The following is an 11,339-nucleotide window of genomic DNA, read 5'->3' as shown; positions in this document are numbered from 1 at the left end:
GGCCACCACGCGATCCGTTCGACCGGCATCAACGGCAGTGCATGCGCGGCCGCGAGCGCCGGCAGGCACGCGGCCAGCGCGTCGCAGCACGCCCGCTCGATCGCGCCGACGAACGCGAGCGTCACATGCAGTTGCGCGGGCAGCGGACGCCGCGCGCCACGGGTAACCGGCAACGCGTGCAGCGCGTCGCGCGATGCCGCATCGGGCATCAGCGCGACGAACACGCGCAGCCGGTCGCCGTTCATGACTCGCTCGCCACCGCGCGCGGCGCGCGCGCCGGATCAGCCGCGGCCGGACGTTGCGGCAGCGGGCCATGCTCGCCCCACACGTCGGTCGGCAGCACGTTCGCGAGCTCCGGAATCGTGTTGCGCGTGAACACCGGATCGGCCACGCCTGCCGCGCGCTGGCGGCGATAGTCGCGCCAAGCCGCGTGCGCGTACTTGCCGAGCGCAAGGATCGCGATCAGGTTGATGATCGCCATCAGCCCCATGCTCGTATCGGCCATCGCCCATACGAGCGGCAGTTGCCCGACGCTGCCGAACATCACCATCGCGAGCACCGCGACGCGGAACAGCGGCAGCACGCCGCGCCGCTTCGTGATGAATTCGACGTTGCCTTCCGCATACGCGTAGTTGCCGATCACCGACGAGTACGCGAAGAAGAAGATCGCGAACGCCATGTAGATGCCGCCCCAGTCGCCGACGTGGCTCGCGATCGAGCGCTGCGTGAGCGCCGCGCCTTCCATGCCGGTGCCGAGTTCGTACTGGCCCGACAGCAGAATCACGAAGGCGGTCGCGCTGCAGATCACGATCGTGTCGACGAACACGCCGAGCATCTGGATCAGCCCCTGCACGACCGGATGCCGCGTGCTGGCCGTTGCCGCCGCATTCGGCGCGCTACCCATGCCGGCCTCGTTCGAGAACAGCCCGCGCTTCACGCCCATCGCGACCGCCTGGCTGACCGCATAGCCCGTCAGGCCACCCGCCGCCTGTTCGAGACCGAACGCGCTCTTCACGATCAGCGCGATCACGCCCGGCACCAGCGCAATATGCGTCGCGACCGCATAGACCGCGAGCGCGAGGTAGCCGATCGCCATCAGCGGCACGATCACCTGCGCAACCGCCGCGATCCGGCGAATCCCGCCGAAGATGATCGGCGCGGTCAGCAGCACGAGCCCGAGACCGACCGTCGCGCGGCTCCAGCCGAACGACGTGTCGAACGCATCGGCGATCGCGTTGGCCTGCACCGCATTGAACACGAAGCCGAACGCGAGGATCAGCGACAGCGAGAACAGCACGCCGAAGCCGCGCGAGCGCAGGCCCGTCTGGATGTAGTACGCGGGGCCGCCGCGATAGCTGCCGTCCGGATGCGACACCTTGAAGATCTGCGCGAGCGTCGCCTCGACGAACGCGGACGACATCCCGACCAGCGCCGTCATCCACATCCAGAAGATCGCGCCCGGCCCGCCGACGGTCAGCGCGACCGCGACGCCGGCGATGTTGCCGGTGCCGACGCGGCTCGCGAGCCCGGTCGCGAACGCCTGGAACGACGAGATGCTGCCCGGCTCGCCCTTGCTGCCGACCAGCTTCACGCTGAGCAACAGCGCCTTCAGCTGGATCATCCGGAACCGCAGCGTGAACCACAGGCCCACGCCGAGCAGCAGCGCGATCAGCACGTAGTTCCACAACACGCCGTTGACGGCGTCGATCAGCCCTTGCACGAGTGCTTCCATCCAGAGTCCTTGTAAATAGGGTCAGTCACATGCTGCCACCGCGAATGCGGCCCGAGGGGCGACATGATATGACAGTTCGCAAGGAACATTACAAAATGAAAGATATCGGCGGGTTATTCGCGGTCTCCTGTCCGAACGACGCGGGCACGCTTCGTTGCGTCAGCGAGGCCGCCATTCGGCCGGAACATCAAAGACCAGCCCGGACAATCCGCTGGCGAGCAAGACGCGCGCAAAATGCGCCCAGGCAGGTTCGATCGACGCGAATCGCTCGTACTGCAGGATCTGCTTGGCGATCAGTTCGAGCCGCAATCCGGCATCCGGCAACACGTCGGATTTCAGCAGCGGCGGATTCAGCGGGCCCAGGCTGTCGACCTGCACGCCCATCGACATGCTGATCCGCGGCAGGTCCGACAGCGGGCTGCCGCGGCTGCCCCAGTGCAGCACGGCCTGGCTCCACATCATCAGGTCGCCGGCGAGCCCGGGAAGCGCGCGGATGTCCCGCACGTCGAATTCGGCCTGCGACACGCGATCCGTTCCATAGTCGGGATCGCGATGCTTCGGCAGCAGCATCACGCAACCGGTGGACGAATCGACGGGCGTCAGCGGGATCCACAGCGACAGCGCGCCGGCGCGCCCGTCCGGCAGCAGCGATCTCGCCCCCGCATCGCGATGCATGCTCCAGCCGGCCTGCCCCGCGTTCGCGCGGACGTGCCATACCCAGAAATCCGGCATCAACTGGTAGGTGTCGGCACCCAGCGCCGCCTGGACAATCCGGTGCAACCGCCAGTACGTGAGCCAGAATTCGTCGCACACGAACGCGAACACCGGCGGAATGCCGGCCTGCACGAGGCTCGTCACCATGTCGCGCATCGCCGCGAGCGGTAGGGTGCCCCGCACGTCGTCGCTGGGGGTGAACTGGGCGAAGCCCTCGAGCGCCACCCGGGCGTGGATCGCGTCGGCAATGTGTTGCTCGATTTCGATCGGCCGCTGCCGTCCGACGAAAGCGTGATCCTCGACGTGAAGACCGCGGCCGAACGAAAGCAGCAGCGCGACGGCCTCGTCCAGCCGGACGCGCTGGCCGTCGTCCGTCAAGCACGGTCGGGTGATTTCCGGGGCGGTTTCTCGAGACATGGACTGCGCGATACGTTCGTGGCTGAAACAGGCTTCGACCGTCGCCCGGCCAACGCCTGAACCCTGATTCGCGCATGTTAAGCGGCAACGGCCATCCGGCGCACGCATAAAAAAGCGGGCGCCCTTCCGGACGCCCGCCTTTCGTCAAAACCCGCTCGCGAGATTCAGCTTATCGCGGCAAGTTCGAATGCCCCATCAGGTACGCATCGACCGAGCGTGCGCACTGGCGGCCTTCGCGGATCGCCCACACCACGAGCGACTGGCCGCGGCGCATGTCGCCCGCCGCGAACACCTTGTCGACCGACGTGTAGTACGAACGATCACCTTCGGTCGCCGCACGCGCATTGCCGCGCGCATCCTTCGCGACGCCGAATGCCTCGAGCACGGGGGCTGCCGGTTGCGTGAAGCCCATCGCGAGCAGCACGAGGTCGGCCTTCATTTCGAACTCGGAACCCGGCACTTCCTGCATCTTGCCGTCCTTCCACTCGACGCGCACCGCGATCAGCTTCTCGACCTTGCCGTTCTTGCCTTCGAGACGCTTCGTCGCGACCGCCCAGTCGCGCTCGCAACCTTCCTCGTGCGACGACGACGTGCGCAGCTTGATCGGCCAGTACGGCCACACCAGCGGCTTGTTTTCCTCTTCCGGCGGCTGCGGCAGCAGCTCGAACTGCGTGACCTGCTTCGCACCGTGACGGTTCGACGTGCCGACGCAGTCCGAACCCGTGTCGCCACCACCGATCACGATCACGTGCTTGCCCTTCGCGAGCAACTGGTCGACGAGCTTGTCACCCGCGTTCACGCGGTTCTGCTGCGGCAGGAAGTCCATCGCGTAATGCACGCCCGCGAGTTCGCGGCCCGGCACCGGCAGGTCGCGCGGCGTTTCCGAGCCGCCCGCGATCACGACCGCGTCGAATTCTTCCTTCAGCGTGTCCGGCGAGATGGTTTCCTTCGCGAGGCTGCCGATCGACTCGGGCAGCGGATCCTTGCCGATGAACACGCTGGTGCGGAACGTCACGCCTTCCGCTTCCATCTGGCGCATGCGGCGGTCGATCAGCCACTTCTCGAGCTTGAAGTCGGGAATCCCGTAGCGCAGCAGGCCGCCGACGCGGTCGTTCTTCTCGAACACCGTCACGTCGTGGCCCGCGCGTGCGAGCTGCTGCGCGGCGGCGAGGCCCGCGGGGCCCGAACCGACGACCGCGACCTTCTTGCCCGTCTTGTGCTCGGCCGGCAGCGGCTTCACCCAGCCTTCCGCCCAGGCCTTGTCGATGATCGCGTGCTCGATCGACTTGATGCCGACCGGATCGTCGTTGATCCCGAGCGTACAGGCGGCTTCGCACGGCGCCGGGCAGATGCGGCCCGTGAATTCCGGGAAGTTGTTGGTCGAGTGCAGGACTTCGATCGCCTGCTGCCAGTCCTGGCGGTAAACGAGATCGTTGAAGTCCGGAATGATGTTGTTGACCGGGCAGCCGTTGTTGCAGAACGGGATGCCGCAATCCATGCAGCGCGCGCCCTGGACCTTCGCGTCCGCGTCGGTCAGTGCCGCGACGAACTCCTTGTAGTGCTTCACGCGCGTGAGCGGTGCTTCGTACGCCTCGTGGCGGCGTTCGAACTCCAGAAAACCGGTTGCCTTGCCCATAAGGTGCTCTTCTGTTCGGTGTATCGGGTGGGGGAGCCGCGCGCGGCAATCATGCGCGCGCGGCATTCGCTATGTCGTTCGTCGCTCAGGCGGCCAGTTCTTCCTTCGCCGCCTTCTTCGCACCGATCTCGCCCAGCGCGCGCTTGTATTCGTGCGGGAACACCTTCACGAACTGGCGGCGCGCCGCGTCCCAGTTTTCCAGCAGCGACTTCGCGCGCGGCGAACCCGTGAACTGGAAATGACGCTCGACGAGCCCCTTGAGCAGCGCTTCGTCCGTCGTGCCTTCGTGCCAGAGCGCGCGGTCGACCGTGCGCTCCTGCTCGGCCTGCTGCAGCACCGGCTCGAGCGCGACCATCGACTTGTTGCACTTCGCCGCGAACGTGCCTTCCGGATCGTAGATGTACGCGAGACCGCCCGACATGCCGGCCGCGAAGTTGCGCCCGGTCTCGCCGAGCACGACGACCGTGCCGCCCGTCATGTATTCGCAACCGTGATCGCCCGTGCCTTCGACGACCGCCGTCGCCCCCGAGTTGCGCACGCAGAAGCGCTCGCCCGCCACGCCGCGGAAGAACGATTCGCCTTCGATCGCGCCGTACATCACCGTGTTGCCGCAGATGATGTTTTCCTCGGACTTGCCGCGGAAGTCGTTGGTCGGGCGGATGATGATCCGGCCGCCCGACAGGCCCTTGCCGACGTAGTCGTTGCCGTCGCCGACGAGGTCGAGCGTCACGCCCTTCGCGAGGAACGCGCCGAAGCTCTGGCCGGCCGTGCCCTTCAGCTGGATGTGCACCGCGTCGTCGGCCAGGCCGTCATGGCCGTGCTTCTTCGCGATCACGCCCGACAGCATCGCGCCGACCGTCCGGTTCACGTTGCGCACCGGCTGGATGAACGACACATGCTCGCCGTTCTCGATCGCGGCCTTCGCCTTCTCGATCAGCACGTGGTCGAGCGCGCGCTCGAGGCCGTGATCCTGCACGTCGACGTGACGCGGCGCGACGTCCTCGCATTCTTCCGGCTGGTAGAACACGCGCGAGAAGTCGAGGCCCTTCGCCTTCCAGTGCTCGATGCCCTTGCGGGTGTCGAGCAGGTCGGCGCGGCCGATCAGGTCGTCGAACTTCGCGACGCCGAGCTGCGCCATGATCTCGCGCACTTCCTCGGCGACGAAGAAGAAGTAGTTCACGACGTGCTCGGGCTGGCCCTTGAACTTCGCACGCAGCACCGGATCCTGCGTCGCGACGCCGACCGGGCACGTGTTCAGGTGGCACTTGCGCATCATGATGCAGCCTTCGACGACGAGCGGTGCCGTCGCGAAGCCGAATTCGTCCGCGCCGAGCAGCGCGCCGATCACGACGTCGCGGCCCGTCTTCATCTGGCCGTCGGCCTGCACGCGAATGCGGCCGCGCAGGCGGTTCAGCACCAGCGTCTGCTGCGTTTCGGCCAGGCCGAGTTCCCACGGCGTGCCCGCATGCTTGACCGACGACAGCGGCGACGCACCCGTGCCGCCGTCATGGCCGGCGATCACGACGTGATCGGCCTTCGCCTTCGCGACACCGGCCGCGACCGTGCCGACGCCCACTTCCGACACGAGCTTCACGGAGATGCTCGCGCTCGGGTTCACGTTCTTCAGGTCGTGGATCAGTTGCGCCAGATCCTCGATCGAGTAGATGTCGTGGTGCGGCGGCGGCGAGATCAGGCCGACGCCCGGCACCGAGTAACGCAGCTTGCCGATGTATTCGGACACCTTGTGGCCCGGCAGCTGGCCGCCTTCGCCCGGCTTCGCGCCCTGCGCCATCTTGATCTGGATCTGGTCGGCCGACGCGAGGTACTCGGCGGTGACGCCGAAGCGGCCCGACGCGACCTGCTTGATCTTCGAGCGCAGCGAATCGCCGTCCTTCAGCGGAATGTCGCTGACGATTTCATCGCCGATCACCGACTTCAGCGTCTCGCCCGACTTGATCGGAATGCCGCGCAGTTCGTTGCGGTAACGCTTCTCGTCTTCGCCGCCTTCACCGGTGTTCGACTTGCCGCCGATCCGGTTCATCGCGATCGCAAGCGTTGCGTGCGCTTCGGTGCTGATCGAACCGAGCGACATCGCGCCCGTCGCGAAGCGCTTGACGATGTCCTTCGCCGGTTCGACGTCGTCGATCGGGATCGCCTTGGTCGGCTCGACCTTGAACTCGAACAGGCCGCGGAACGTCATGTGACGCTTGGTCTGGTCGTTGATCAGGTGCGCGTATTCCTTGTACGTCTGGTACGAGTTGCTGCGCGTCGCGTGCTGCAGCTTCGCGATCGAATCCGGCGTCCACATGTGGTCTTCGCCACGCACGCGGTACGCATACTCGCCGCCCGCGTCGAGCATGTCGCGCAGGACCGGGCTGTCGCCGAACGCGTCGCGGTGCAGGCGGATCGCCTCTTCCGCGACTTCGAACAGGCCGATGCCGCCGACCTTCGACGCCGTGCCCTTGAAGTACTTCTCGACCAGGTCGCTCGACAGGCCGAGCGCTTCGAAGATCTGCGCGCCCGTGTACGACATGTACGTCGAGATGCCCATCTTCGACATCACCTTCTGCAGGCCCTTGCCGACTGCCTTCGTGAAGTTGTAGACGGCCTTCTCCGGCGACAGGTCGCCCGGCAGCCCTTCGGCCATCTTCGCGAGCGTTTCCATCGCGAGGTACGGGTGCACGGCTTCCGCGCCGTAGCCCGCGAGCAGCGCGAAGTGGTGCGTCTCACGTGCGGAGCCCGTCTCGACGACGAGGCCCGTGCTCGTGCGCAGCCCCTGCTGGACGAGGTGCGAGTGGATCGCCGACGTGGCGAGCAGCGCCGGAATCGCGACATGCTCGGCGTCCGTCTTGCGGTCCGACACGATCAGCATGTTGTAGCCCGACTTCACCGCGTCGACGGCTTCCGCGCACAGCGACGCGAGGCGCGCCTCGATGCCTTCCTTGCCCCACGCAACCGGGTAGCAGATGTTCAGTTCGTACGCGCTGAACTTGCCGCCGGTGTACTGGTCGATCGCGCGGATCTTTGCGATGTCCTTGAAGTCGAGCACCGGCTGCGACACTTCGAGACGCATCGGCGGGTTGATGTTGTTCGTGTCGAGCAGGTTCGGCTTCGGGCCGATGAACGACACGAGCGACATGACCATGTTCTCGCGGATCGGGTCGATCGGCGGGTTCGTGACCTGCGCGAACAGTTGCTTGAAGTAGTGATAGAGCGTCTTGTTCTTGTTCGACATCACCGCGAGCGGCGAGTCGTTGCCCATCGAACCGACGGCTTCCTCACCCTGCTGCGCCATCGGCGCCATCAGGAACTTCAGGTCTTCCTGCGTATAGCCGAACGCCTGCTGGCGGTCGAGCAGCGCGGCGCCCTGCGTGCGGCCGGCCGCGACTTCCTCGGCCTTCGGCTCGATCTCGTCGAGCTTGATGCGCACGGCGTCGATCCAGCTCTTGTACGGCTTCGCGTTCGCGAGGTTGTCCTTCAGTTCCTTGTCGTCGATGATGCGGCCGTGTTCCATGTCGATCAGGAACATCTTGCCCGGCTGCAGGCGCCACTTCTTGACGATCTTCGATTCGGGGATCGGCAGCGTGCCGGCTTCCGACGCCATGATGACGAGGTCGTCGTCGGTGACGATGTAGCGCGCCGGACGCAGGCCGTTACGGTCGAGCGTCGCGCCGATCTGGCGGCCGTCGGTGAACGCGATCGCGGCCGGGCCGTCCCACGGCTCCATCATCGCGGCGTGGTATTCGTAGAACGCGCGGCGGTTCTCGTCCATCAGCGTGTGCTGTTCCCACGCTTCCGGGATCATCATCATCACCGCGTGCACGAGCGGGTAGCCGGCCATCACCAGCAGCTCGAGACAGTTGTCGAACGACGCGGTATCCGACTGGCCCGGATAGATCAGCGGCCACAGCTTCGGCAGATCGTCGGCGAGCACGTGCGACGCGATCGCGCCGGTACGCGCGTTCAGCCAGTTCACGTTGCCCTTCACGGTGTTGATCTCGCCGTTGTGCGCGATCATCCGGTACGGGTGAGCGAGCTCCCACGCCGGGAACGTGTTGGTCGAGAAGCGCTGGTGCACGAGCGCGAGCGCCGACACGACACGCGCGTCCTGCAGGTCGCGGTAATACACGCCGACCTGGCCCGCGAGCAGCAGCCCCTTGTAGACGATCGTGCGCGCCGACATCGACGGCACGAAGTATTCCTTGCCGTGCTTGAGCTTCAGCGCCTGGATGCGGTGGCTCGCCGTCTTGCGGATCACGTACAGCTTCCGCTCGAGCGCGTCCGTCACCATGATGTCCTTGCCGCGGCCGATGAAGATCTGGCGGATCAGCGGCTCGCTCGCCTTGACCGTCGGCGAAATCGGCATCGCATGATCGACCGGCACGTCGCGCCAGCCGAGCACGACCTGGCCTTCGGCCTTCACCGTCCGCTCGAGCTCCTGCTCGCACGCGAGACGCGATGCGTTTTCCTTCGGCAGGAAGATCATGCCGACCCCATATTCGCCGGCCGGCGGCAGGTTCACGCCCTGCTTCGCCATTTCCTCGCGATAGAACGCGTCCGGAATCTGGATCAGGATGCCCGCGCCGTCGCCCATCAGCGGATCGGCGCCGACCGCGCCACGGTGATCGAGGTTCTCGAGGATCTTCAGGCCCTGCTGAATGATCTCGTGGCTCTTCTTGCCCTTGATGTGAGCGACGAAGCCGACGCCACAGGCGTCGTGTTCGTTTTGCGGGTCATACAGACCTTGTGCGGCGGGCACCGCGGCGAGCGGCTGCTGGTGGTCGTTCATGGGGACACCGTCGTAAAGGGGGCCTGGAGGCCGTTGAACCATTTTCTTGTTGCCGTCGATCCCGCTCCCGACGGGAGACGGCACGGCCGACCGTGGATGGGCATGCTTCGCCCGGGCCACCGGAATTCGGAATATACGCGACGAATCAAAGGAATAGCAACAAAAACCGCTTGATCGAACCCCAATAAAATGGATGCCTCGATCTGGTGCCGTTTTATTGGGGCCGTATCGTTTTGGTGCAAAAAGAAGCGGCGCCCGCAGCGCCGCCTCCTGAACCGACATTCCTGCGTTACTGCTGGATCGGCGGCGTGTTTTCACGCACCTTTCTGGGGCGTCCGCGCGGCAGCGGCGACACGCGCCGGTTCGCGGTACGCGCCGCCCACTCGCGATAATTCTCGCCGCCGAGCACCCAGCCCTTCAACGTCGCCTGCTGCAGCTGGTCGGCCTGGCGCTCGTCGAGCGGCTGCTCGCATAGCTCCTTGTACGCGCGCTGGCGGTCGAACGGCGTATTGCCGAGCGCCCAGTAGAGCGGATGGTCGGTGATCAGGCTGTCGACGGTGAGCCCGACGTGGTGCCGGTAGCTCGACCAGCGATAGGCCTCGGGCGTCGCGACGAGCTGCGCGCGCACCGGGCTCATCTCGACCACGCGGCTCGCGAGCAGGAAATAGCGCTCGCCTTCGATCACGGTCGCGCGATAGCGGCCTTCCCACAGGGTGCCGCGCCGCGAATAGCGCCGGTTGAAATGCGCGACGTAGCGGCGACCGACGGCCTGCATCGCTTTCGGCAGGCTCGCTTCGTCGCTCGGCGTCACGAGCAGTTGCACCTGGCGGGGCAGCAGCACGTAGGCGTGCACCGACAGGTGATGATCGCGCGCGGCGGCCTTCAGGCAATCGATGAAGAGTTCGTAGTCCTGGTCGTCGACGAACGCGGGTTGCTGATCCAGGCCGCGCAGTATCACGTGCTGCGGCTGGTCGGGAACGTAGAGTCGTGCTAACCGTGCCATGCTGAATGTCCGTTTGAACGCGTTAGGAAATACCCGGGGGTCCGAAAGTGCGCACCTGCGTAGAATGCCTGTCCCCGCTGGGCGCGAAAGCGTACGGTCGTACGAAACCTAGGGAGAAAACTCTAACTTACGAGCTTGTTTGGTTTTAAACGCAGTCGTCATAATGAGCACGCCTTTGATCGGAGGAGACACAATGAAACGAAAACTGGCCATTACGGGGGCCGCAGCGCTCGCATTCGCGGGCGGTACGGCACACGCACAATCCGCAGGTGATTTCTACGTCAGCACCGGCTGGCTGCACCTTTCGCCGCAGGACAGCAGCGACCCGCTGTTCGTCTACCGCGTAGGCGGCACGCCCATCAACCAATCCATTCCCAACACCGGCGCGGGCATCAACGACGCCGACACGCTGGGGCTCGCGGCGGGTTACTTCGTCACCGACCATATCTCCACCGAGCTCGTGATGGGGATACCGCCGAAGTTCGACATTACCGGCAAGGGTCAGTTCGATAGATTCGGCGTACTCGGCCGCGCGTACCAGTGGAGCCCCGCCGTCTTGCTGCGCTACCACTTCAACGACGCCAATGCGAAGTTCCGTCCGTATGTCGGCGTCGGCGCGACGTATGTCTGGTTCACCGGCGCGAAGATCACCAACGGCACGTTCGAGAACGGCGTGCTCGGCGGCCCGACCAGCGCGACGACCAGCAACCAGTGGGCGCCCGTCTTCAACGCCGGCTTCACGTACAACTTCACGAAGCACTGGTTCGCGGGGCTGTCGCTCTCGTACATCCCTGTCAGCGTGACCGCGACCTTCACGACGGCCCGCCGGACGCCGGTCGGCACCCTGACCGAAACGTCGAAAGCGAAGATCTCGCTGAACCCGATCGTCACGTACCTGAACCTCGGCTACCGCTTCTAAGCGTAGTCGAATATTTGGGGAATGGTTAATCCTGCTGCAATTTGTAGCGGATTTTTCGTGACGTAACGTCTCCACGATGCGAAACGCCCCGGCGGGAATCCCGTCGGGGCGTCGTTTTTTCGCATCAGG

Annotated in this window: 7 protein-coding genes; 1 reads left to right on the top strand and 6 read right to left on the bottom strand. The window is 65.6% G+C overall.

Going from position 1 to position 11,339, the window contains the following annotated elements; all coding sequences use genetic code 11:
* The 6 genes from G3N98_RS15120 to G3N98_RS15095 form a co-directional block, all read right to left on the bottom strand.
* The coding region (locus G3N98_RS15120) for a 2'-5' RNA ligase family protein (protein WP_277396902.1) at nt 1-245 on the bottom strand (245 nt) is incomplete at its 3' end.
* Nucleotides 242-1,732 carry an alanine/glycine:cation symporter family protein gene (locus G3N98_RS15115; RefSeq protein WP_089424324.1) on the bottom strand — a complete coding sequence of 497 codons (1,491 nt, stop codon included), beginning with the start codon at nt 1,730-1,732 and terminating at the stop codon, nt 242-244. The genes G3N98_RS15120 and G3N98_RS15115, both read right to left, overlap by 4 nt.
* 159 nt (nt 1,733-1,891) lie before the next feature.
* On the bottom strand, nt 1,892-2,971 hold the full coding sequence (locus G3N98_RS15110; RefSeq protein WP_206148573.1) for a phytanoyl-CoA dioxygenase family protein: 1,080 nt from the start codon (nt 2,969-2,971) through the stop codon (nt 1,892-1,894).
* A 61-nt stretch (nt 2,972-3,032) separates the two neighbouring features.
* Nucleotides 3,033-4,499 carry a glutamate synthase subunit beta gene (locus G3N98_RS15105; protein ID WP_089493961.1) on the bottom strand — a complete coding sequence of 489 codons (1,467 nt, stop codon included), beginning with the start codon at nt 4,497-4,499 and terminating at the stop codon, nt 3,033-3,035.
* 85 nt (nt 4,500-4,584) lie between these two features.
* Nucleotides 4,585-9,288, bottom strand: a complete 4,704-nt coding sequence (locus G3N98_RS15100; protein WP_089424321.1) for a glutamate synthase-related protein — start codon at nt 9,286-9,288, stop codon at nt 4,585-4,587.
* Nucleotides 9,289-9,577: 289 nt separating this feature from the next.
* A complete protein-coding gene (locus G3N98_RS15095) occupies nt 9,578-10,291 on the bottom strand; it encodes a transposase (RefSeq protein WP_006477151.1) in 714 nt (237 codons plus the stop codon).
* A gap of 193 nt (nt 10,292-10,484) precedes the next feature.
* Between G3N98_RS15095 and G3N98_RS15090 the strand changes: the two genes are divergently transcribed.
* Nucleotides 10,485-11,210, top strand: coding sequence for an OmpW family outer membrane protein (locus tag G3N98_RS15090; protein ID WP_089472018.1), 726 nt, complete (start codon nt 10,485-10,487; stop codon nt 11,208-11,210).
* Nucleotides 11,211-11,339: the final 129 nt, after the last annotated feature.

It is taken from the genome of Burkholderia sp. Tr-20390 (genome assembly GCF_017104595.1).
Taxonomy (GTDB): domain Bacteria; phylum Pseudomonadota; class Gammaproteobacteria; order Burkholderiales; family Burkholderiaceae; genus Burkholderia.
Note: the sequence above shows the minus strand (reverse complement) of the source record. Positions and strands in the feature narration are given on the sequence as shown.

Bases quoted from the DNA above. Each gene is read 5' to 3' on its own strand.
- G3N98_RS15090 (WP_089472018.1), top strand. From the start codon at position 10,485: ATGAAACGAAAACTGGCCATTACGGGGGCCGCAGCGCTCGCATTCGCG.
- G3N98_RS15115 (WP_089424324.1), bottom strand. From the start codon at position 1,732: ATGGAAGCACTCGTGCAAGGGCTGATCGACGCCGTCAACGGCGTGTTG.
- G3N98_RS15100 (WP_089424321.1), bottom strand. From the start codon at position 9,288: ATGAACGACCACCAGCAGCCGCTCGCCGCGGTGCCCGCCGCACAAGGT.
- G3N98_RS15095 (WP_006477151.1), bottom strand. From the start codon at position 10,291: ATGGCACGGTTAGCACGACTCTACGTTCCCGACCAGCCGCAGCACGTG.
- G3N98_RS15105 (WP_089493961.1), bottom strand. From the start codon at position 4,499: ATGGGCAAGGCAACCGGTTTTCTGGAGTTCGAACGCCGCCACGAGGCG.
- G3N98_RS15110 (WP_206148573.1), bottom strand. From the start codon at position 2,971: ATGCGTGCGCCGGATGGCCGTTGCCGCTTAACATGCGCGAATCAGGGT.